The organism is Aeromonas hydrophila subsp. hydrophila ATCC 7966 (assembly GCF_000014805.1).
In the GTDB taxonomy this organism is placed as follows: Bacteria; Pseudomonadota; Gammaproteobacteria; order Enterobacterales; family Aeromonadaceae; genus Aeromonas; species Aeromonas hydrophila.
On record NC_008570.1, the window covers coordinates 192,372 to 212,500 of the forward strand.

At 63.4% G+C, this 20,129-nt stretch carries 21 protein-coding genes (1 of these 21 only partly in view); 14 read left to right on the forward strand and 7 right to left on the reverse strand.

Annotated elements, in window-relative coordinates:
- Nucleotides 1-167: 167 nt before the first annotated feature.
- The 3 genes from AHA_RS00875 to AHA_RS00885 all read left to right on the forward strand — a co-directional run bounded on the left by AHA_RS00875 (nucleotide 168) and on the right by AHA_RS00885 (nucleotide 2,868).
- The gene (locus AHA_RS00875) at nucleotides 168-1,190 is read left to right on the forward strand and encodes a LacI family DNA-binding transcriptional regulator (RefSeq protein WP_011704192.1); all 1,023 of its coding nucleotides are present in this window, start codon (nucleotides 168-170) and stop codon (nucleotides 1,188-1,190) included.
- 29 nt (nucleotides 1,191-1,219) lie between these two features.
- Nucleotides 1,220-2,200, forward strand: a complete 981-nt coding sequence (acuI, locus tag AHA_RS00880) for an acrylyl-CoA reductase (NADPH) (protein WP_011704193.1) — start codon at nucleotides 1,220-1,222, stop codon at nucleotides 2,198-2,200.
- A 326-nt stretch (nucleotides 2,201-2,526) separates the two neighbouring features.
- Complete coding sequence (locus tag AHA_RS00885) at nucleotides 2,527-2,868, forward strand: DUF2799 domain-containing protein (protein ID WP_011704195.1); 342 nt, start codon at nucleotides 2,527-2,529, stop codon at nucleotides 2,866-2,868.
- 13 nt (nucleotides 2,869-2,881) lie between these two features.
- Here AHA_RS00885 and AHA_RS21655 read toward each other — a convergent pair whose 3' ends face one another.
- Nucleotides 2,882-3,052 carry a hypothetical protein gene (locus AHA_RS21655; protein WP_162852082.1) on the reverse strand — a complete coding sequence of 57 codons (171 nt, stop codon included), beginning with the start codon at nucleotides 3,050-3,052 and terminating at the stop codon, nucleotides 2,882-2,884.
- Nucleotides 3,053-3,157: 105 nt separating this feature from the next.
- A complete protein-coding gene (locus AHA_RS00890; RefSeq protein ID WP_011704197.1) occupies nucleotides 3,158-3,592 on the reverse strand; it encodes a flagellar basal body-associated FliL family protein in 435 nt (144 codons plus the stop codon).
- 145 nt (nucleotides 3,593-3,737) lie between these two features.
- Here AHA_RS00890 and AHA_RS00895 point away from each other — a divergent pair, with 145 nt between their 5' ends.
- Nucleotides 3,738-4,274 carry a chorismate--pyruvate lyase family protein gene (locus AHA_RS00895; protein WP_011704198.1) on the forward strand — a complete coding sequence of 179 codons (537 nt, stop codon included), beginning with the start codon at nucleotides 3,738-3,740 and terminating at the stop codon, nucleotides 4,272-4,274.
- A complete protein-coding gene (gene ubiA, locus AHA_RS00900) occupies nucleotides 4,271-5,134 on the forward strand; it encodes a 4-hydroxybenzoate octaprenyltransferase (protein ID WP_011704199.1) in 864 nt (287 codons plus the stop codon). Before AHA_RS00895 ends, ubiA begins: the two co-directional genes overlap by 4 nt.
- A 64-nt stretch (nucleotides 5,135-5,198) precedes the next feature.
- Here the strand turns inward: ubiA and plsB are convergent, their stop codons facing one another.
- Nucleotides 5,199-7,622: a glycerol-3-phosphate 1-O-acyltransferase PlsB gene (plsB, locus tag AHA_RS00905; RefSeq protein WP_011704200.1), complete on the reverse strand. Its 2,424-nt coding sequence runs from the start codon at nucleotides 7,620-7,622 to the stop codon at nucleotides 5,199-5,201.
- 204 nt (nucleotides 7,623-7,826) lie between these two features.
- On the opposite strand from plsB, the gene lexA reads away from it, so the two are divergent.
- The 4 genes from lexA (at nucleotide 7,827) to dinF (ending at nucleotide 11,433) form a co-directional block, all read left to right on the forward strand.
- The gene (gene lexA, locus AHA_RS00910) at nucleotides 7,827-8,450 is read left to right on the forward strand and encodes a transcriptional repressor LexA (protein WP_011704201.1); all 624 of its coding nucleotides are present in this window, start codon (nucleotides 7,827-7,829) and stop codon (nucleotides 8,448-8,450) included.
- A 439-nt stretch (nucleotides 8,451-8,889) separates the two neighbouring features.
- The gene (locus AHA_RS00915; protein ID WP_011704202.1) at nucleotides 8,890-9,177 is read left to right on the forward strand and encodes a hypothetical protein; all 288 of its coding nucleotides are present in this window, start codon (nucleotides 8,890-8,892) and stop codon (nucleotides 9,175-9,177) included.
- 221 nt (nucleotides 9,178-9,398) lie between these two features.
- On the forward strand, nucleotides 9,399-10,025 hold the full coding sequence (locus tag AHA_RS00920) for an SCO family protein (RefSeq protein ID WP_016349021.1): 627 nt from the start codon (nucleotides 9,399-9,401) through the stop codon (nucleotides 10,023-10,025).
- Between the two features lie 22 nt (nucleotides 10,026-10,047).
- Nucleotides 10,048-11,433 carry an MATE family efflux transporter DinF gene (gene dinF, locus AHA_RS00925; protein WP_113995914.1) on the forward strand — a complete coding sequence of 462 codons (1,386 nt, stop codon included), beginning with the start codon at nucleotides 10,048-10,050 and terminating at the stop codon, nucleotides 11,431-11,433.
- A 28-nt stretch (nucleotides 11,434-11,461) separates the two neighbouring features.
- Here the strand turns inward: dinF and trmL are convergent, their stop codons facing one another.
- The 3 genes from trmL to AHA_RS00940 all read right to left on the reverse strand — a co-directional run bounded on the left by trmL (nucleotide 11,462) and on the right by AHA_RS00940 (nucleotide 14,048).
- Nucleotides 11,462-11,932: a tRNA (uridine(34)/cytosine(34)/5-carboxymethylaminomethyluridine(34)-2'-O)-methyltransferase TrmL gene (trmL, locus tag AHA_RS00930; protein ID WP_029302634.1), complete on the reverse strand. Its 471-nt coding sequence runs from the start codon at nucleotides 11,930-11,932 to the stop codon at nucleotides 11,462-11,464.
- A gap of 68 nt (nucleotides 11,933-12,000) precedes the next feature.
- Complete coding sequence (locus AHA_RS00935) at nucleotides 12,001-13,356, reverse strand: ATP-binding protein (RefSeq protein WP_011704207.1); 1,356 nt, start codon at nucleotides 13,354-13,356, stop codon at nucleotides 12,001-12,003.
- Entirely contained in the window at nucleotides 13,353-14,048 is a 696-nt protein-coding gene (locus tag AHA_RS00940) for a response regulator (protein WP_011704208.1), read from the reverse strand. Before AHA_RS00940 ends, AHA_RS00935 begins: the two co-directional genes overlap by 4 nt.
- Before the next feature lie 86 nt (nucleotides 14,049-14,134).
- On the opposite strand from AHA_RS00940, the gene fieF reads away from it, so the two are divergent.
- From fieF to AHA_RS00960, 4 genes are all read left to right on the forward strand, one after another.
- Nucleotides 14,135-15,046 carry a cation efflux pump FieF gene (gene fieF, locus AHA_RS00945; RefSeq protein ID WP_011704209.1) on the forward strand — a complete coding sequence of 304 codons (912 nt, stop codon included), beginning with the start codon at nucleotides 14,135-14,137 and terminating at the stop codon, nucleotides 15,044-15,046.
- Nucleotides 15,047-15,054: 8 nt separating this feature from the next.
- Nucleotides 15,055-15,834 (forward strand): serine O-acetyltransferase, encoded by a 780-nt coding sequence (gene cysE, locus AHA_RS00950; protein WP_011704210.1) that lies wholly within the window; start codon nucleotides 15,055-15,057, stop codon nucleotides 15,832-15,834.
- 21 nt (nucleotides 15,835-15,855) lie between these two features.
- Nucleotides 15,856-17,136, forward strand: a complete 1,281-nt coding sequence (locus tag AHA_RS00955; protein ID WP_011704211.1) for a hypothetical protein — start codon at nucleotides 15,856-15,858, stop codon at nucleotides 17,134-17,136.
- 234 nt (nucleotides 17,137-17,370) lie between these two features.
- Nucleotides 17,371-17,580 carry a cell division protein ZapB gene (locus tag AHA_RS00960; protein WP_016349028.1) on the forward strand — a complete coding sequence of 70 codons (210 nt, stop codon included), beginning with the start codon at nucleotides 17,371-17,373 and terminating at the stop codon, nucleotides 17,578-17,580.
- A 73-nt stretch (nucleotides 17,581-17,653) separates the two neighbouring features.
- On the opposite strand, the gene elbB is transcribed toward AHA_RS00960, so the two are convergent.
- The gene (elbB, locus tag AHA_RS00965) at nucleotides 17,654-18,304 is read right to left on the reverse strand and encodes an isoprenoid biosynthesis glyoxalase ElbB (protein WP_011704213.1); all 651 of its coding nucleotides are present in this window, start codon (nucleotides 18,302-18,304) and stop codon (nucleotides 17,654-17,656) included.
- Between the two features lie 400 nt (nucleotides 18,305-18,704).
- Here elbB and polA point away from each other — a divergent pair, with 400 nt between their 5' ends.
- On the forward strand, nucleotides 18,705-20,129 hold the 5' portion of the coding sequence (polA, locus tag AHA_RS00970; protein WP_011704214.1) for a DNA polymerase I. Its footprint extends 1,329 nt past the window's final position; 1,425 of the gene's 2,754 nt are visible here — the first part of the coding sequence; the start codon lies at nucleotides 18,705-18,707; its stop codon lies off the right edge, out of view.

Sequence of the window (20,129 nt, forward strand, 5' to 3'; positions counted from 1 at the left end):
ACCAGATAGCGCTAACATCGATCTGTGATAGCGCTATCATTTCTTTCACGGAAGGGATTCATCTTGCCCCTTCTCTGGCTCAAAGGAGGTAAAATCCGGTTTGAGCAAATAGTCAGTGCCGCGCTTTTGCCTTAAAGTGAGCACCCGTATGCCGAGGAAGGGAAAGGATGTCAGAAGCGAAGAAACGCCGTAGCACGGGTCGGGTGACCCTCAACGATGTGGCCCAGCTGGCCGGCGTGGGGGCCATGACGGTGTCGCGCGCCCTGCGCACCCCCGAGCTGGTGTCCGACAAGATGCGCGAGCGCATCGAGGCGGCGGTGGACGAACTCGGCTATATCCCCAATCGGGCGGCGGGGGCGCTGGCGTCCGCCACTTCCCAGACCATAGTGGTGATCGTGCCCAGCCTGACCGAGTGTGGCTGCGGCGAGGTGATCGCCGGGCTGCAGCAGACGCTGCGGGGCGAGGGTTACCAGATCATGCTGGGGGATGCCCAGCACCTCAAACAGCAGGAGGAGAGCCTGCTGACCAGTTTTTTGCAGCACAATCCGGCGGCCGTGGTGCTGTTTGGCAGCGATCCCGGCGAGACCATCCGCCAGCGGCTGCAGGCGGCCCGCCTGCCGGTGGTGGAGGTGGGGGCCATGGCCCGCAGCCCCATCGACATGAACGTCGGGGTCTCCAACTTCGATGCCGGCTACCAGCTGACCCGCCACCTGATCGAGCGCGGCTACCGCAATATCGGCTTTCTCTGCGCCCGCCAGGAGCAGTGGATGCTGCAGCAGCGCATGCAGGGCTGGCAGAAGGCGCTGCTGGACAACTACCTCTCCCCCGACGCCATCATCAACACCTCGGAGCGGCCCAGCTTCAGCACGGGAGCGGCCATGCTGGGGGAGTTTCTGCTGCGCTGGCCCGAACTGGATGCGCTGGTCTGCGTCAACGACGAGCTGGCGGCCGGGGTACTGTTCGAATGCCAGCGTCGCCACCTGAACGTGCCGGGCAAGCTCGCCATCGCCGGTTTCGACGATCTGGACGTGGCGCGGGCCTGCTATCCGGCCCTCACCTCGGTCCGCATCCCCTATCAGCGGATGGGAGAGGAGGCCGCCGATCTCATCCTGCGTCAGCTGGTCGGTGAACCCGTCATGGGCTCGGCGCTGACCCTCGATTTCCAGCTGCAGAAGCGGCAAAGCAGCTGACCCCTTTCACACTCATCAAAGAGGCAACCATGTTCAAGGCTCTGTTACTGGAAAACCAAGACGGCAAGACGGTGCCGACCCTGACCCGGCTGGACGAGAGCCAGCTGCCGGCCGGCGAGGTACGGGTGGCGGTGAGCTACAGCTCCCTCAACTACAAGGACGGGCTGGCCATCACCGGCAAGGGCAAGATAGTGCGCCAGTGGCCGCTGGTGCCCGGCATCGACTTCGCCGGCACCGTGCTCGAATCTGCCGACGACCGCTATCAGCCGGGCGACAAGGTGGTGCTGACTGGCTGGGGCGTGGGGGAAGGTCACTGGGGCGGCATGGCCGAACAGGCGCGGGTCAAGGCCGACTGGCTGGTGCCGCTGCCGGCCGGGCTGGATGAGCGCCAGGCCATGTGCATCGGCACCGCCGGTCTGACCGCCATGCTCTGCGTGCTGGCGCTGGAAGAGGCGGGGGTGACTCCGCAGAGCGGCGAGATCCTGGTGACCGGCGCCGCCGGCGGGGTGGGTTCCACCGCCGTCGCCTTGCTGGCCGCGCTGGGTTATCAGGTGGCGGCCCTGACCGGCCGTCCAGAGGCGCAGGGCGAGCTGCTGACTGCGCTCGGCGCCAGTCGCATCGTGCCGCGCAGCGAGCTGCTGGAGCCCGCCAAGCCGCTGGAGAAGCAGCTGTGGGCCGGGGCGGTCGATACCGTCGGCAGTCAGGTGCTGGCCAAGTTGCTGGCCCAGATGAACTACGGCGGCGCCGTGGCGGCCTGCGGGCTGGCGGGTGGCTTCGATCTGCCCACCAGCGTGATGCCCTTCATCCTGCGCAACGTGCGGTTGCAGGGGGTCGATTCGGTGATGTGCCCGCTGGCGCGCCGCCAACTGGCGTGGCAGCGACTGGCGCGGGATCTGCCCGCCAGTTTCTTTGCGCAGGCGGTCACCGAGATCGGGCTGGAGCAGGTGGCGGAGGCCGCCGAAGCCATCACCCAAGGGCAAATCGCGGGGCGCACCCTGGTCAAACTTTGATCCAGCCCTGACTGGCGAGCCCCATTTTTCTGGATAGACTTTGAGTGCGGGTGCACTATCCAAGGAGAATGAGCATGGGTGGACACAAGCCGGATTACGATCTCGATGACGATTGGGAGCCGGAATCCTGGGAAGAAGAGCTGGATGAATGGGAAGACGAGAGCTGGCAGGATGATGACCCTCTCGACGACTAGTAATCCGCGTATTGAATACACAGGCGGGCCTCGGGCCCGCCTGTTTTTTTGGGCGGCTCACAGGAATGGGGAGAGGTGCTTGGAGGGGGCTGCGGCTCTGGCTAGAATGAACTGCCCAAACGACACTCAAGGATGATTATGCGACTCTCGGTGATAGTGTTTGCCGTTCTGCTCGGGGGCTGCGCCTCCCATTCGGACGATCCGTGCGAGAAGGTGTGGAGCGAGGTGGGGGAGGCCGATGGCAAGCTGGGCTTTACCGCCGAGCGGGTCGAGTTTCATCAGGCCCAGTGCGGTGAGAAGGTGGATGCCGAGCTGTGGAAACAGGGGCATCAGAAGGGACTGGCCTGGTATTGCCGGCCGGAGCACCTCTATCTGGCGGGCCGTTCCGGTGGCGAGTATCGCGGGGTTTGCCCCAATGACGTCCAGGCGCGCCGGCTGTTCGAGCAGGGCCGCCAGGGCTGGACCGATCAATAGCCGGGCCGGCGGCTCAGACTTCTTTCTCTTTCAACCGCAGCGGCTGACACAGATAGCTCTTGTCGTTGGCGCTGCGGGCACACTTGCCACAGACGAACTTGGGTTTGCGCACGATTTTGCGCAGGGTCTTGAGATCGGCCGGGATCTCGCTGCGACGCCATTCACACAGGGTCTTGTTGCCCATCTCGACTACCTCGACAACTCGGTGGGCCCTAGTGTAATCAATTTTCATTTCTAAAACAGCGAGCGGGCCAGGATGATCTCGTGGCCCGCTCGTGGTGACGGGAGATTACTGATAGAGGAACTTGGTAAAGATCAGCTCGCGCACCGCCTTCTTGCCGGTCTCCTTCACCAGCAGCTCATTGGCCCGGGTCTGGCACTCTTTGCGCAGGTCTTCGCGGCTGACCAGCGACTTGATCTGGTCGGCACTCTTGCTGCCCATCAGCCGGATGATGGCGTCACGAATGAGGGGGTCATGCTGCTCCAGCAGCTTGAGGTCGGCCTCGTTCTCGGCCATCAGCTCCACCGTCACCCGGACGTAGCCGAGGGTTTTGCCATCGCTCAGGTAGTTGGTGATGATGTCGGGATCCAGCAGGTGATAGAAGAAACCCGGCTTGGCGGCGGCAGCTTCCCCTTCTGCAGGGGCTTCCCCCCCTTCGGAGGCATAGGCCTGAAGTGCACCGCAGCTTAGCAACAACACCAGCAGAAATTTGAATAGCTTCATAGGGATGGCTCATCAGCAAGAGATACCCCATTTTTGATGCTGCCATCGGGGCCGTCAAGCACGGATGTTCTTACAATTCTCGATTGATTTACGGATAATAAACCGGATTTTAACCTGATAACGGAAATCTCCGGATGGTGAAGCTGTGAAGTCCGAGTTGACTGTTCCCCTTGCCCGGCTCGTGCCCTGGCAGACGCCCGCGCAGTGCGAGCCGCCCGAGGCCTTGCTGCCCTGGTTGCTGGAGGCCGATTCCATGACCCGGCGCCTGCGCCGCCACAATCGCCACTTCTCGGTACAACTGTTTGGCAATCGCAGCGTCGCCCTCGATGCCGACGAGCAGCAGCTGGTGGTCGCCGAGCAGCCCATGGGGCTGTGCCGCGAGGTGATCCTGCACGGCGATCATGGGCCAGCCGTGCTGGGCTGGACCCTGTTTGCCGAAGCCGCGCTGCAAGAGAGCGGTCTGCGCGAGCTGGGTGAGCAACCGCTGGGTGAACGTATCTTTGGTGACGAGCCTGCCCGGCGCGATCACCTGCAACTGGCCTGTTTCGAGATTGCGAGCAATCCCTGGTGCCCGGCCGGCACCGTCTGGGGACGTCGTTCCCGTCTGTTTCTGGGGCAATGGCCACTGCTGGTCCATGAACTCTTCTTGCCCTCTCTGTCATGCAACAAGGAGCTGGAGTGAATCTGTTAACCAAGGAGCGGGGACTGGCCTACGTGCAGTTGGCCCGCATCGACAAGCCCATCGGCACCCTGCTACTGCTGTGGCCGACCCTGTGGGCGCTGTGGCTGGCGGCTGACGGCCTGCCGGATCTCTGGACCCTGCTGGTGTTCGTGGTGGGGGTGTTTCTGATGCGCTCCGCCGGTTGCGTCATCAACGACTATGCGGATCGCAACTTTGACGGTCACGTGAAGCGCACCGCCGGCCGGCCGCTGCCCATGGGCAAGGTCAAGCCGCGGGAGGTGCTGGCGCTGTTTGCGGTGCTGGCGCTCATCTCGTTCGCCCTGGTGCTGACCATGAACCCGCTCACCATCGGCCTGTCGTTCGCGGCCCTGCTGCTGGCGGTCTGTTACCCCTTCATGAAGCGCTACATCCCGATCCCCCAGCTGGTGCTCGGCATGGCCTTCTCCTGGTCGATTCCCATGGCCTATGCGGCCCAGGCCAACGCCTTGCCAGCGGTGGCCTGGCTGGTGTTTCTCGCCAACCTGCTGTGGACCATCGCCTACGACACCCAGTACGCCATGGTGGACCGGGACGACGACCTCAAGCTCGGCCTCAAGTCGAGCGCCATCCTGTTCGGCCGCCACGACAAGCGGATCATCGGCGCGCTGCAGCTGCTGACCCTGCTGATCCTGCTGCTGGTGGGGCAGCTGAGCGAGCTGGGTTCCAGCTACTACTGGTCGCTACTGGCGGCGGCGGCGCTGTTCGTCTATCAGCAGCGGCTGATCCGCGAGCGGCAGCGGGAGGCCTGCTTCCAGGCGTTTCTCAACAACAACTACGTGGGGGCGCTGATCTTTGCCGGGGTAGTGATCAACTATCTGTGAGTCAGCCCCATCATGAAAAAAGGCCGCATGTTGCGGCCTTTTTTATGGTGTTGTGTGAGCGGGGTCAGAGCCGGTTGCCGGCCTGGATGGTGCGGCGGATCTTGGTGCTCAGCAGCGGCACTATGTTGTCGGCCAGCGCCTGGAAGCGGCCCAGATCCGGCTTGCAGCCCGGGTCGAGGTAGCCTTCGCTGCGCAGGGTGTGGATCAGGGTGCTGAACAGCTTCTGGTCGAAGAACTCGGGGGCGTTGATGCCGTGCAGGGTGCCGAGGCGTTCTGCCATCATCAGGCCGTCCGCCTCCAGCTGCTCGGCCTCGATGCGGGGCTGGGCCAGCACCCGGGTCAGCACGATGGCGTAGCGTTGCAGGGTCTCCTGGATGCTCTCGGCCAAGAGCAGCAGGCGGGTCTGGTTGACCGGATTGACCCAGAAGCCACCGTCGCGGGCCTCGATCAGCTGCTGGCGCTGCAGTTCGGCCAGCAGGGCATCGACCAGCTCCGGCAGCTCGTCCTCTTCATAGCGCAGGAACAGCTCGGTCTTGAGCAGCGGGTAGATGTCGATGCAACGGGCAACGATCTCGCTGCGGGAGATCCCCTCGCAGCGTTCGATCAGGGCCGCCACCAGGGAGGGCATGGCGAACAGATGGAGGATGTTGTTGCGGTAATAAGTCAGCAGGATCGCCTGATAGCGGTCCAGGCTGACGATCTGGCCCAGCTTGTCCTCGCTCACCTCGAACTTGTTGAGCTCCATCGCCTGATCCAGCAGGGTCTTGGCATCCTCGTCCGGGATGGTGCTGTGCGGACTGTAGGGCACCTGCTTGAGCAGGTCCAGATAGGTGTTGAGCTGGGCCTGCAGTTCGTCGCGGGTCAGCGCGTGGCGCTCGGCAGCCAGCAGCGCCAGTGCGCTCAGGGTCAGGCCGTTGACGGCGGCGGCCCCGTTGATGCGGGTCATCAGCAGCTCGGCCAGCTGGTTGACGGTGGGCGCCATCCACTCGGGACGCTCCTCCTCGCCGATGTGCTCCTTCCAGCTGGGCACGTGTTCGTTGAGGTAATTGTTGAGGGTCAGCGGCTCACCGAAGTTGACGAAGCCGCGGCCGTAGTTGCGCAGCTTGCGCAGGATGCCGAGCACCTGCAGGAAGCTCTCCTTCTCCTTGCGGCTGCCCTTGAGCTCGTTGTGGTAGGTGTTCACCTCCATCACGTGCTCGTAGCCCAGATAGACGGGCACCAGGGTCACCGGTCTGTCCAGCCCGCGCATCATGGCCTGCAGGGTCATCGCCAGCATGCCGGTCTTGGGCGGCAGCAGGCGACCGGTGCGGGAGCGGCCACCCTCGGTGAAGAACTCCACCGAGTAACCCTTGGCGAACAGCAGGTTGAGGTATTCCCGGAATACCGTGCTGTAGAGCGGGTTGCCCTTGAAGGTACGGCGAATGAAGAAGGCGCCGCCGTGGCGGAAGATCGGGCCCGCCGGCCAGAAGTTGAGGTTGATGCCCGCCGCGATATGGGGCGGCACCATGCCCTGGTGGTAGATGACGTAGGAGAGCAGCAGGTAGTCCATGTGGCTGCGATGACAGGGCACATAGACGATCTCGTGCCCTTCCTGGGCCAGCTGGCGCACCTTCTCGGCGCCGTTGACCGAGAGGCCGCGGTAGAGCTTGTTCCACAGCCAGCCGAGGAAGCTCTCACCGAGCCGGATCAGCCGGTAGGAGAAGTCGGAGGCGATCTCGTCCATGTAGCCGTGGGCCCGTTTCTGGGCTTTCTCCAGGCTGATCCCCTCGCGCTGGGCCTCTTCCTCGATGGCCTGCTGAATGACGTTCGAATCGAGCAGCTGTTTGAACAGCAGGTTGCGGTTGGGCAGCTTGGGGCCGGTAGCGGCCAGCTGCTGGCGGCTGAAGTGGGTGCGTGCGACCCGCGCCAGCTTGTGGGCGATGGCCTCGTCGGTGCCGTGCTTGTCCGCCATGTGACGCAGGGAGAGCGGCGGGGAGAAGCGCACCAGGTTCTCGCGCCCTTTCAGAATCACGATCAGCGCTTTCTTGAGGCGGTTTGGCGCCAGGCTACTGATGATATTCCAGCCGGAGGCTTCCTCGCCTTCCCGACCGGGGGCGCGGCCCCAGAACAGGGTGACGGGCACCACCTGGATATCCAGCGCCGGATCCTGCTTGTGCAGATCCAGCAGCTGGTGGAACTCCTGCAGGAAGGGCAGCGGCTTGCTGCGCTTGCCGAACAGGGGAGGCGGACGGTCCAGACAGACATAACGGGGCAGCAACTGGCCGTTCAGCTCCAGCGGGGTGAAGGGGCCGGGCAGGCCGAGATCCTCGCAGCACTGTTGCAGGGTCATCAGGTCGGTGATCGAGCTGGTCTTCAGGGCGTAGACGATGGGTCTGGCCGGATCCAGCTTGAGCTCGGTGATGGGATTTTCCGGCAGGCTCTTGTGATTGACCAAGCCGCTGACCGGCCATTGCAAGATGGCTCTGGAAATGTTCTGTCCAAGGGACATGTGCGTCTGCTCTCCAAAAAAATGCGGCGTGAGCATAGCAAATCACCGACTGCTTGTCGCCGAGAGGTACGATGAGTCGGCTGCGCGGGATCAAATCTGCAGCAAATGAGTGCTGGGCCGCGACAAATGTCAGCTGCGCCTTGCCTTGGCCACTGCACTGTATATACTGCCAGTGTGCTGTATAAAAAGACAGGTGCCCATGCTATGAAACCCCTTACTCCCCGCCAGGCCGAAGTGCTGGAGTTGATCAAGGCGAACATGAACGAAACCGGCATGCCGCCGACTCGCGCCGAGATAGCCCAGAAGCTTGGTTTCAAGTCGGCCAATGCGGCCGAGGAACATCTGAAGGCCCTGGCCAAAAAGGGGGTCATCGAGATCATGCCGGGCACGTCCCGCGGCATCCGCCTGTTGCTCGAAGAGGAAGAGCCGCTGGAAGAGAGCGGTCTGCCGCTGATCGGCAAGGTGGCCGCCGGCGAGCCCATCCTGGCGCAGGAGCATATCGAGAGTCACTACCAGGTGGATCCGGCCCTGTTCCACCCGCGGGCCGACTTCCTGCTGCGGGTACAGGGCATGAGCATGAAGAACATCGGCATTCTGGATGGCGATCTGCTGGCGGTACACAAGACCCAGGAGGTGCGCAACGGCCAGGTGGTGGTGGCACGGCTCGACGAGGATGTCACCGTCAAGCGCTTCCAGCGCAAGGGCAGCCAGGTGTGGCTGCTGCCGGAGAACGAAGAGCTCTCCCCCATCGAGGTGGATCTCTCCTGCCAGCAGCTCACCATCGAGGGGCTGGCGGTCGGCGTCATTCGCAACGCCGACTGGATGTAATCCCTGCCATGAAACGGCCTCCTGCGGGAGGCCGTTTCGTTTCTGTACTCCTTTCCCCATGATTTCAATCAGATCCTGATACCCGCCATTTTTGTCTGTGGGCGGTGACCGCAGGCGATTCATTTCAGATATATCATTTGGTAAGGCGGACTCGTTGGCTTGAGCCGCTCCCGCTGCTCGCCATGACGCGCGTTATCCAGATCGCTGATAGCAGGAACCCGGAGGGCAGCAGGGAAAAACAACAGCCTCGTGCGGTGTGCAGCGCACACCTGGCAAAGAGGCGCTTGCGGGATAGAAGGGAGAGTGGTCAGCAGGGCGCCGGCAGTCGGCCCCGCAGCGGCACACTCGCGCAGTCGACACGCGGCAGTCATCGACTCATTCACCCCGGTGGTGATGGGCGGTGCTGGTTGGCGTGACCTGTTGATCGAGGAGGACAGGTATGGCTTCAAGCTCGCCATGGGATCCGGGTCTGGCATCGCCCGTTTCTTCCATCACCCGTTTCATCAAGGGTAACCGGATGACCCGTTTCTATGCCCTCTGGGTACACCACAAGGGTGCCTGCTGGACCATCTGGCTGGGGTGCCCCAAGGACAAGATTGTCCGGCTGGTGCGCCTGTTTCACAGCCATCATGACGGCGGGCTGGCCGACGCCCCCTGGACCGCCCCCGTCATCCCGCTGCGGGCACAATCCAGACGCCCGCATGAGCGGCGTCGACAACAGCCCTGAGCGTCACTGCTTCTTGTGCAGCCCCACCTTATGGTGGGGCTGTTGTTTTGGGCGGGTTCGGGCCGGCATCACCGGCCCTTGCGTCATCTTCTGACGGAAGTTGGCCAGCGAACGGGCATCCACTACAAGGGGGTGACCGGTGTGGCGCCGGCTGGGTTACAATGGCTCTTCCATTCGGGCCCGGTTGGCGGGTATGTCGAAGTGAAAGGGTCTGCTCTCTTATGGTTAAACCGCGTTACCCCTTGCTGTTTCTACTGCTGGTTGGGGGCATGATGGCCGGATTTTACTGGAACCAGCCCTCCCTGCCCGAGCATGCCGACTACTACCCGGCGGGGCGGGACATCAATCCATTCGCCTTCACCGATCAGGATGGCCAACCCTTCGTCCCCGCCAGCCTGACCGGCCACTGGACCTTTCTGTTCGTCGGCTACACCTTCTGTCCCGACATCTGCCCGACCACCCTGGCGGATCTGCGTTCCGTCTACCCCGAGCTGAAAAAGATCGCTCCGAACAGCCAGGTGGTGTTCATTTCGGCGGATCCGCAGCGGGATGACGTGGCCCGTCTCAAGACCTATACCGCCTTCTTCAACCCGGAGTTCAAGGCGGCGACCGGCCCTCACGACAAGCTGTTCCCGTTCGTGCGCAATTTGGGGCTCATCTACTCCATCGCCGACCAGGGGGAGAAGGATTACCTGATCGACCACTCCGCCTCCATCGTGCTGATCAATCCGGCCGGCAAGCTGGAGGCCGTGTTTCGCCCCCGTCTGAGCGAGGGCAGTGTGCCCAGGGTCGTGATGGCGAGCATGGTGTCGGACTTTGCCAAGATAGTGCGGCTGGATGACGCATGATGAGCAACGGACTCCCTCCGACATGCTGACCCCCGTTTGGTGGCGGGACGGGCGGCGCCACCGCGCCGTGTTTGCCCTGGCCCTGCCCATGGTGTTTTCCAATGTCACCACTCCGCTGCTGGGGCTGGTGGATACCTGGGTGATCGGTCATCTCGGTCAGGCCTGGTTCCTCGGCGGCGTGTCGGTCGGCGCCACCCTCATCAACCTGCTGTTCTGGCTGCTCGGCTTTTTGCGGATGTCCACCACCGGCCTGACCGCCCAGGCTCATGGTGCCAGCAGCCCGGCCGGCCAGCTCGACACCCTGGCCCGTGCGCTGGGGCTCGCCGTCGGGCTGGGAGTGACGTTGCTGCTGCTGTTACTGCCGTTGATCCCCACTCTCATCGCGCTCAGCGGTGGTTCCGCCGAGGTGCAGCACTATGCCGCCGAGTACGTTTCGGTGCGGGTCTGGAGCGCCCCGGCGGCGCTCTGCAACCTGGTGATCATGGGTTGGCTGCTGGGCATGCAGGATGCGCGCAGCCCCATGCTGCTGCTGATCTTCACCAATCTGGTCAACATGGGGCTCGATGCCTGGTTCGTGCTGGGGCTGGGCTGGCAGGTGAAAGGGGTCGCCGCTGCCTCGCTGCTGGCGGACTACAGCGCGCTCGGGTTGGGGCTCTGGCTGGTGAGCCGTCACCTGCGCCGGCTGGCCGCGTCGGCGTGGCAGGGAGCCTGGCAGCGCTGGCGTCAGTGGCCCGCGCTGCTGCGACTGCTGGCCCTGAACCGGGACATCTTCATCCGCTCCCTCTGCCTGCAACTCTGTTTCGCCTTCATGACCCTGCAGGGGGCCCGGCTGGGGGATGTGGCGGTGGCGGCCAATGCGGTGCTGCTCAACTTCCTGATGCTGATCTCCTACGGGCTGGATGGCTTCGCCTACGCAGTGGAGGCCATGGTGGGCCGCGCCATCGGGCGGCGGGATCGGCAGGGGTTGCGGGAGGCCATCGTGCTCAATCTCGGCTGGGCGCTGCTGATCGCCCTGACGTTCAGCCTGCTGTTTGCGGTGGGCGGCAGCCGGCTGATCGCGCACATCACCGATCTGCCGGCGGTTATCGCCGCCGCCAACGCACAGCTGCCGTGGCTCATCGCCATGCCGCTGCTGGCGGTCTGGTGCTTCCTGCTGGACGGGGTCTTCATCGGGGCGACCCGAGCCAGGGAGATGCGCAACAGCATGCTGGTGGCGGCACTGTGCGGCTTCTTCCCGGTCTGGTGGCTCTGTCAGGGCTGGGGTGTGGCGGCCTTGTGGGCCGCGATGGCGGCCTTGATGGCGGGGCGGGGGCTGACGCTGGGCTGGCTCTGCTGGCAGCTGGAGCGCGATGGCCGGCTGCTGCACTCAGCCCACGGGGTGGGAGAGGCGCAGCAGGCCTCCTCCTGACCTCAACGTCTGCCTGGATCTGTCGGGTTCATTCCTGCAGCGAGCCGGCGTAGCCCAGCTGGCGCCAGCTTTCGTAGACGAATACCGCCACCGCATTGGCGAGGTTCATGCTGCGGCTCTGGGGCAGCATGGGGATGCGCAGCCGCTGCTCGAACGGCAGGCTCTCGATGATTTCGATGGGCAGGCCGCGGCTCTCGGGCCCGAACAGCAGGGCATCGCCTGCGGCAAACTGCACTGCCGAATGGGCGGTGCGCCCCTTGGTGGTACAGGCGAATACCCGCGTCGGTGCCACCGCCTCCAGAAAAGCCTCGAAGTTCGGCCAGCGCTTCACCTCGGCAAACTCGTGGTAGTCGAGCCCCGCCCGCTTCACTCGCTTGTCATCCCACTCGAATCCCAGCGGCTCTATCAGGTGCAGTCGATAGCCGGTGTTGGCGCAGAGGCGGATGATGTTGCCGGTGTTGGGCGGAATTTCCGGTTGGTAGAGCACGATGTCGAGCATGACGGCGTCCTGATGGGGCGAAAAGGGCGCCAGCATACCCAGCGCCCGTGCGGATGAAAAGAGTCTGCTCAGCCGATGGGCAGGCGGATGGTGATGGTCAGCCCGGCCGGTTGATTGCTGCTGGCGCGGATGGTGCCGCCGTGGCGCGCAATGGCCTCGGCGGCGATGGCCAGCCCCAGCCCGGTGCCGCCGGTCTTGGCGTTGCGGGCATCGTCCACCCGAAAGAAGGGCAGGAACAGCTGGGCCTGCTGCGCCACCGGCACGCCGGGACCGTCGTCGCGGATGGTCATCACCCACTCCAGTCCCTCCCGATACCAGTCCACCTTGATGAACTCGCGGGCGTATTTGAGCGCGTTGCGCAGTGGATTCTCCAGTGCCCGCGCCAGCAGATCGGGCCACATCCGCAGCGATTCAGCCGGCAGCGGCGGCAACCTGAGCTGCTTGCCGCTCTGGTTTGCCTCGAACATGGCGTCGTCCAGGATGGGCTCCAGCAGCTCGGCCAGCGGCATCACCACCGGCGCTTCCACATGCTGCTGTACCCGCGACAGGTCGAGCAGGTCGCCGATCAGCTTGTCGAGCCGGCCGATCTCCGATTCGATCCGCACCAGCTCGTTGCTGTCCCCCTGTTTGCGACGGATCAGCGCCTGCGCCAGCTGAATGCGGGTGAGCGGGCTGCGCAGCTCGTGGGAGATGTCGGAGAGCAGCTGCTTCTGCTTCTGGATCATGTTCTTGAGGGTATCGACCATGTGGCTGACGTGATCCGCCAGCTGGCCGATCTCGTCCCGCCGTCCCAGATTGGGGATCTGCGCCTCCAGATTGCCCTCCGCCAGCTGGGAGACCGACTGCTGCAGCTGCAGGATGGGGCGGGTCAGCCGCCAGGCCAGCAGCAGACAGAGCGGGGTGCTGACCAGCATGGCGATGCCGAGGATCTGGATCGGGTGATCCAGGATCTGGATGAACAGAAACAGATAGGAGTTCTCGACGTTGAGGCCGAAGTAGATGTGGTAGATCTGGCCGTGATGCGTCATCTGGAAGGGGCCGGCGATGGCCCGCTTGTGCTCGCTGCCCAGCATGGGCTTGGCCGGGTTGTCCGAGTCGAGCATGAAACGGATCACGAACTTGCTCAGGCGGGTGCTGGACTGCATCTGTCCCTTGGCATCGCGCAAATAGATGTTGTCGACCGGCAGCAGACCGGCGGCATCGATGGCCTGGGCCAGATCGAAATCCTGATTGGGGTCAGCCCCCTTCTGCAGCGCCTTCAGGTTGTTGTTGAGGCGGGTGATCTCGTGGGCCGGCAGCGGAATGATGTTGCGGGGATCCAGGGTCGGGAGGATCACCACGGCGGCCACCACCAGCAACAGCATGAACCAGAACCAGAGGAAGATCTGGGTGGAGAGACCGTTGAAGGTGCGGGCGGTTCTCATGCCTGTTCCAGCCACAGATAGCCCCTGCCGCGCACCGTCTTGAAGCGGGGTTGGCCATCGGTGCGCTCAGGCAGCTTCTTGCGCAGGTTGCTCAGGTGCATGTCGATGGCGCGATCGAAGGGCTCGAGCTTCTTGCCGAGCACCAGCTCGGAGAGCTGGCTCTTGCTGACGATCTGGCCCGGGTTGCGCAGCAGGCACTCCAGCAGGCCGAATTCGGTGGCGGTTAGCTCCAGCAGTTCGCCGTGGCAGCTGGCCTGTTGCAGGCCGGGTTGCAGCACCAGATCCATGAAGCGCACCTCTTCCGAGCTGCCGCCGCGCTGGGGCTGGGTGCTCTGGGTACGGCGCAGGATGGCGCGCACCCGGGCCAGCAGCTCCCGATCGTCGAACGGCTTGGCGAGGTAGTCGTCAGCCCCCGCTTCCAGCCCGTTGACCCGATCCTGGCTGTCGCCACGGGCGGTCAGCATCAGCACCGGGGTGTCGTGGGTCTTGCGCAGTCGGGCCAGCATGGCGAAGCCGTTGAGCTTCGGCATCATCACGTCCAGCAGCACCAGGTTGAAGTGCTGTTCAGCCAGCAGTTGCAAGCCCTCTTCGCCATCCTCGGCGACGGTCACCTGGAAGCCTTCCAGGGTCAGAATTTCGGTGAGCAACTGGGTCAGCTCGAGATCGTCGTCGACCAGGAGTATTTTGTGCATCTGAAGTCATTCCGCTGATTTTTCGCGCCAATCCGGCGTCGGGGTCAGGGTATAATAGATTTTTAACCGCAAGAGGAAAGCCGGTTTTGAGCCATCAACAATATTTCCGCTGGGTGACGCTGGCCAGCATGGCCGCCGTCACGACCGCCACCCTGCTGATCACCGGCAAGCTGATCGCCTGGCTGATGACCGACTCCTCGAGCCTGCTGGCCTCCCTCACCGACTCCTTCATGGACGTGAGTGCCTCCATCATCAACCTGCTGGCCATCCGTTATGCCTTGTCACCGGCCGACGACGAACACCGCTTCGGCCACGGCAAGGCGGAGTCGCTGGCCGGGCTGATCCAGGCGGCCTTTATCTCCGGTTCCGCGCTGCTGCTGGTGATGCACGGCATCTCCTCCCTGCTCAAGCAGGCGCCGCTGGAGCGGCTCGAGGCGGGTCTGTGGGTCAGTGGTGGTTCCATCGTGCTGACCTTGCTGCTGGTCAGCTTCCAGAGCCTGGTGATCCGCAAGACCAACAGCGTGGCCATCAAGGCAGACATGCTGCACTACCGCTCCGACCTGCTGCTCAACGGCGGCGTGCTGCTGGCACTGGTGCTGGCGGGGCAGGGCTGGTACTGGGCCGACGGCCTGTTTGCCATCCTGATCGGGCTGTTCCTGCTGTGGGGGGCGCTGCACATCGGCTATGAATCGGTGCAGGCGCTGCTCGATCGTCAGTTGCCAGCCGAGGAACAAGCGAGAATAATGGCCCTCTGCTGTGACGTCGAAGGTGTACACGGGGTGCATGATCTGCGCACCCGCCAATCCGGTCCGACCCGTTTCGTGCAGTTGCATCTGGAACTGGACGATCAGCTCCCTCTGGTCAAGGCCCATCAGATTGCCGATGAAGCCGAACTGGCGGTTCGTCAGGCGTTCGAGCGCATGGATGTCATCATTCATATGGACCCCATCTCCGTGGTGCACAAGGAACAGCAAGGCACTCCCTCAGAACAACAGTAGGCTGCAACATGGATGATCTGGTTGCCAGAACCTGGCAAAAAATTCAGCAAGAAGCGGCGAGCATGGCGACCGAAGAGCCCATGCTGGCCAGCTTCTTCCACTCCACCATTCTCAATCACAAAAACCTGCGTTCGGCCCTCAGCTTCCAGCTGGCCAACAAGCTCGACAGCGCCACCATGCCCGCCATCGCCCTGCGCGAGGTGATCGAGCTGGCCCTGCGCAGCGAGCCCGAGCTGCTGGCGGTCGTGGCGGCCGACATCTGTGCGGTGCAGGAGCGCGACCCGGCGGTCGATCTCTTCTCCACCCCGCTGCTCTACCTCAAGGGATTCCATGCCCTGCAAGGCTACCGGGTCGCCAACTGGCTGTGGCGCCAGGGGCGTCGTTCGCTGGCGCTCTACCTGCAGAACCAGATCTCGGTGGTATTCGGGGTGGACGTGCACCCGGCCGCCCGCATCGGCAAGGGCATCATGTTTGACCATGCCACCGGCATCGTGGTCGGCGAGACGGCGGTGATCGAGGACGATGTCTCCATCCTGCAGAGCGTTACCCTGGGTGGTACCGGCAAGGAGAGCGGCGATCGCCACCCCAAGATCCGGGAAGGGGTGATGATAGGGGCGGGCGCCAAGGTGCTCGGCAACATCGAGGTGGGCATGGGGGCCAAGATCGGCGCCGGCAGCGTGGTGATCAACCCGGTGCCGCCACACACCACGGTGGCGGGCGTACCCGCCAAGATCGTGGGTCGTCCGGAGTGCGACAAGCCTTCGCTGGACATGGATCAGTGTCTCTGATCCCCTGACCGAGGTGCATCGATGGCCAAGCGCTGGTCGGGTTATCTGATCCTGGGGATGTGGCTGCTCAACCTGCTGCATCTCTATCTGGGATTCTCCCCCTGGCCGGCGGCCATCGCGGCCTGGGGGGCCTCGCTGCTCACCTGGCCCTGGCTGGTGGGCGCGGCGCGGCGCCAGGCGCTGGCCCTGTACGGGGCAGCGCTGGCACTGCTGATCTTCTCCTGCTGGCGGGGGGCGAGCCTCACCGCCGGTGACTGGTTGCTGCCCAACATCAACATGCTCACCATGTTTGCGGCGGTGAGCACCCTCAATCTCGCCACCTCGGGTCTCTTGACCGGCACCACCTCATGGCAAGGACGCAAGGGGCTGTGGAGCACCATGGCCAGCCTCAACCTGCTGGGGGCCGTCATCAACCTCTCGGTGCTGTTCATCATCGGTGATCGGCTGGAGCGTAACGGCACCCTTGAGCGGCGTCAGGTGCTGGTGCTGAGCCGGATCTTCTGCGCGGCGGCCTTCTGGTCCCCCTTCTTCGTCGCCATGGCGGTGGCGCTCACCTATGCGCCCGGCCTGCAGCTGTCGCGCATCCTGCCGTTCGGGGTGGTGGCGACCCTGCTGGCGATGGGGCTGACCGCCTGGCAGGTGGAACGGCTGGGGGTGGCGGAGTTTGCCGGCTATCCGCTGCGGCTGCAGACTCTGGGCCTGCCGGTGGCACTGGCCCTGCTGGTGCTGCTGATCAAGCAGATCTGGCCGGATCTCGGCATCCTGGCGGTGATCGCCCTGGTGGCACCGCTGCTGGCCTTTGCCTTCATGCCGAGCGCGGGGCGTGGCCCGGCCCTCAAGCGGCAGGTGGTGGAACGTTTCCCCGCCATCGGCGGCCAACTGGTGCTGTTTCTGGGGGCTGGCCTGCTGGCCGCCGGCATCAACAGTGCGCTGTCGGTGTTCGAGCTGGGTGGCGGCCACGGCTTGTCCTTCTTTCATCATTTCGGCTGGCTGGAGTCTTCGCTCACCCTGTTGCTGATCCTGCTGGTGGCCATCGTCGGGGTGCACCCGCTCATCAGCATCTCCGGACTGGCGCCGCTGTTGTGGCCGCTCTCGCCGGATCCCAGCCTGCTCGGCATGTGCTTCCTGCTGGGCTGGGGGCTGGCCACCGGCACCAGCCCGCTCTCCGGCTCCAACCTGGCGCTGGCCTCCCGCTACAACCTGAGTGCCGGGGCGATTCTGCGCGGCAACCTGCTCTACGGCCTGCTGATGTACGGGGTCGCCTGTCTGCTGCTGGGGGCCTATATCGCCCTGCACGCCTGATGATGCGGGCTTGCGGCACGGGCTGCGCAGGGGCCAGGTGGCGACTTGTGCGGGGCTGGCCGTGGCCCGGGCGCAGGATGCGAGAAAAATAGACGCATATTTAGGCAATACATCCATGGAAGGCGCATTTTACAGCGCACCGGCTTGTTTGTGCCGATAGGCTCGGGGTATGCTGGCTTCACGCGCTTGAATCGCCCTCTGTGGGGCATCGCAATTGAACATACAGGTATGCATATGTCACTAGAAGTCCTTGAGCAACTCGAATCCAAAGTACAATCCGCCGTCGACAACATCTCCCTGCTGAAGATGGAGCTGGACGAGCTGAAAGAGCAGAACAACAAGCTGCAAGACGAGAACCATCAGCTGCGCAACGAGCACGTCGCCTGGCAAGAGCGTCTGCGTGCCCTGCTGGGCAAGATGGACCAGATGGGCGAAAGCATCTGAGTCGTCGCCATCCGCGAGAATTGAAAACGGGCCGCTCCATGAGCGGCCCGTTTGTTTGGGTACGGCGGGTGATCTAGAGTACCAGCAGCTGTTTGACGGTCTTCTCGATGCCGTCCGCCGCTTCCACTATGTTGTTGGCCAGCATGTAGGCGGGGGTGGAGATCACCTTGCGCTCCTGATCCACCACGAACTCGTTGACCGAGCAGTTGAGGTGGCTGCCTCCCATTGCCTCGATAGCGTTGGCGGTACCCTCGTCGTGGCCTATGGTGGCCAGGGTGCCGGCGCCATAGATGAGCGGGATCATGGCCGGTGCGATGCAGATGTAGGCGGCCGGCTTGCCGGCCCTGGCGAAGCTCTGGCACGCCTTCAATACATCCGGCTGGATTTGGCACTCGGCCCCCTTGATGGCAAAGTCGCACAGGTTCTTGGCGGCGCCAAAGCCACCCGGCACCAGCAGGGCATCGTAGTCGGCCGCATCCAGCTCGGCCACGTCCCTTATCTGGCCGCGGCAGAGGCGGGCCGCTTCGACTAGCACGTTGCGGCGCTCGCCTTCACTCACTTCCCCGGTCAGGTGGTTGATGACATGGAGCTGTGGAACATTGGGAGCGAAGCACTGGACTGCTGCGCCCTGCCTGGCCAGCGCCAGCAGACTGATGACGGCCTCGTGGATTTCGGCCCCGTCAAAGACGCCACAGCCACTCAAGATCACGGCCACTTTTTTCATGACAGACTCCTCGTTGTTGAAAATGTGAGCCAGAATGGATTGTTGTACTTTTGTATGGTTATCGTTCGTCCTCAGCTGGTCAAGTCATCTTGCTGTGCTAGGATTGTTTCGTTTTGGATCCTGCCGTACTTACTCCCTTAAATTTTTTTCCACATTGATCGAGATCATTCAAGTCGTCTCGCGATCGGTTTTTACATGTGCAACCAATTGTTATTTATTGGTTTTTATATTTTTGTGCACAGTTTTATCACTGTGGTTCATACTGCCCCCCATTTTTGAGCACAGAGTTATCCACAGATTGATGGCCTGTGAGGATCCGCCGACAGGGTCTTTGCCCCTCTTGGTGTGAGGGGGGCCCTGTGGCATCCTAGCGGCTGTTTATCTCTGGCAGGACGATTTCATGGCCCCTAGCAATCCCCTTATTCTGGTCGACGGCTCTTCATATCTTTACCGCGCCTTCTTTGCCTCCCAGCAGGCCGATCTGCGCACCTCGACCGGTTTGCCGAGCGGCGCCGTCCGTGTCATGGCCAACATGATGCGCAGCCTGCGCAAGCAGTACCCCGACTGCCACGTGGCCGTGGTGTTCGATGCCAAGGGCAAGACCTTCCGCGACGACATCTATCCCGAATACAAGGCCAACCGGGCCAGCATGCCGGACGATCTGCGCAGCCAGGTTGCCCCCATCCACCAGATGATCAAGGCGATGGGCTTCCCCTTCCTGATGGTGGAAGGGGTGGAGGCTGACGATGTGATCGGCACCCTGGCCCGCCAGGCGACCGAGAAGCAGCTGCCGGTGCTGATCAGCACGGGCGACAAGGACATGGCGCAGCTGGTCTCCGACCATGTCACTCTGATCGACACCATGAAGGACGTGAAGACCGATCGGGAAGGGGTGATCGAGAAGTTCGGCGTACCGCCCGAGCTCATCATCGACTACCTGGCCCTGATGGGGGACAAGGTGGACAACATCCCCGGCATGACCGGCGTCGGTGAGAAGACCGCACTGGCCCTGCTGCAGGGGATCGGCAGCATCGACGAGATCGCCGCCAACCTCGACAAGGTGGCAGCGCTCGGTTTCCGTGGCTCCAAGGCGTTCGCCGACAAGTTCCGCGAGCAGGAAGAGCAGGTGCGCCTCTCCTACGTGCTGGCCACCATCAAGACTGACGTGGCGCTGGAGCAGAGTCTGGAAGAGTTGCAGCTCGGTCCCATCGACAAGGAGGCTCTGCTGGCGGTCTATCGCGAGTACGAGCTGCGCAACCTGATCAAAGAGCTGGAATCCGGCGGCGCGGAGGAGAGCGGCGCCGAGGGTGATGATGAAGGCGCCGCCCCGGTAGCCGCCATCGAAACCGACTATCGCTGCATCCTGGATGAGGCCGAATTCGATGAATGGCTGGCCCGTCTGCAGGCGGCGCCGCTATTTGCCTTCGATACCGAGACCACCAGTCTCGACTATATGGAAGCGCGCGTCGTGGGCGTCTCCTTTGCCATCGAGCCGGGCAAGGCGGCCTACGTGCCCTTCGGCCACGACTATCTGGGGGCGCCGGTACAGCTGACCGAGGCCGTGGTGCTGGGCAAGCTCAAGCCGCTGCTGGAAGATCCGGCCCGCCTTAAGGTGGGGCAGAACCTCAAGTACGATCGCAACGTGCTGCTCAATCACGGTATCGAGCTGCAGGGCATCGCCTATGACACCATGCTCGAGTCCTATGTACTCAACTCCACCGCCAGTCGTCACGACATGGATTCGCTGGCCCGCAGATATCTGAATGCCGAAACCATCTCGTTCGAAGAGATCGCCGGCAAGGGGGTCAAGCAGCTTACCTTCAAC